We start from the raw sequence: 1712 nt of genomic DNA on the forward strand, positions 1-1712 counted from the left end.
AAAGCACCCCGAGAGGGGAGTGAAAGAGATCCTGAAACCATATGCTTACAAGAAGGTAGAGTCCGTTAATGGGTGATACCGTGCTTTTTGTAGAAAGAGCCGGCGAGTTACTATTGCATGCGAGGTTAAGTCGATATAGATGGAGCCGTAGTGAAAGCGAGCCTTAATAGGGCGTTTAGTATGCAGTAGTAGACACGAAACCGGGTGATCTAGCCATGAGCAGGTTGAAGTTAGGGTAAAACCTAATGGAGGACCGAACCAGTATTCGTTGAAAAGACTTTGGATGACTTGTGGCTAGCGGTGAAATTCCAATCGAACCCGGAGATAGCTAGTTCTCCCCGATATATCTTTAAGGATAGCGTTATGTGAATTGTTGTGGAGGTAGAGCACTGAATCTATGATGGCTGCACCTAGCGGTACTGATTAGAATTAAACTCCGAATGCCATAACTTGTGCATAGCAGTCAGAACATGGGTGATAAGGTCCATGCTCGTGAGGGAAACAGCCCAGATCGTCAGCTAAGGTCCCTAAGTGTAAACTAAGTGTGTAAGGATGTGGAACTGCACAGACAGCTAGGATGTTGGCTTAGAAGCAGCCATCATTTAAAGAGTGCGTAACAGCTCACTAGTCGAGTGATTCTGCGCCGAAAATGTACCGGGGCTTAAGTTTACCACCGAAGCTACGGATTGTACGCAAGTACAGTGGTAGGGGAGCGTTCCAAGGGTGATGAAGTCAGACCGTAAGGACTGGTGGAGCGCTTGGAAGTGATTATGCCGGCATGAGTAACGTTTGGAAGTGAGAATCTTCCATGCCGTTTGACCAAGGTTTCCTGGGCAAGGTTCGTCCACCCAGGGTTAGTCAGGACCTAAGGCGAGGCCGACAGGCGTAGTCGATGGACAACAGGTTGATATTCCTGTACCAGTTAATTAGTGATGGAGTGACGGAGAAGGATAGTATATCCCGGGTGCTGGTTGTCCCGGGCTAAGCACAAAGACGGCAACATTGGCAAATCCGTGTTGTATTAACGTTGAAGTGTGATGGGGAGTGAACGGTTCGCCTAGTAACGAAGTATATGACTCCACGCTTCCAAGAAAAGCTTCTAACATTAATAATTAACTGCCTGTACCTAGAACGAACACACGTGGTCAAGGAGAAAATCCTAAGGCAAGCGAGACAACTGTAGCTAAGGAACTCTGCAAAATAACTCCGTAACTTCGGAAGAAGGAGTGCTCATCTTTGATGAGCCGCAGTGAAGAGGGAGGGGCAACTGTTTAACAAAAACACAGCTCTCTGCTAAGTCGCAAGACGATGTATAGGGGGTGACACCTGCCCAGTGCCGGAAGGTTAAGAGGAGAAGTCAGCACAAGCGAAGCTTTGAATTGAAGCCCCGGTGAACGGCGGCCGTAACAATAACGGTCCTAAGGTAGCGAAATTCCTTGTCAGGTAAATTCTGACCCGCACGAAAGGTGTAATGATCCCTTCGCTGTCTCGGCTGCAGACTCGGTGAAATTTTAGTACCGGTGAAGATGCCGGTTACCCGCAACTAGACGGGGAGACCCCGTGGAGCTTTACTATAACTTGATATTGAAATTTGGTGTAACGTGTAGAGGATAGGTGGGAGACTATGAGACCAGGACGCCAGTACTGGTGGAGTCAACCTTGGAATACCACCCTCGTTACATTGGGTTTCTAACTTCGACCCGTTATCCGGG

1 rRNA gene is annotated in these 1712 nt (G+C 48.2%); it reads left to right on the forward strand.

From position 1 onward, the window contains the following. A 23S ribosomal RNA gene (locus tag CXQ90_RS21595) occupies nucleotides 1-1712 on the forward strand; the annotation flags it as partial.

This window comes from Arthrobacter sp. ZGTC131 (genome assembly GCF_002929275.1).
Lineage (GTDB): Bacteria > Actinomycetota > Actinomycetes > Actinomycetales > Micrococcaceae > Arthrobacter.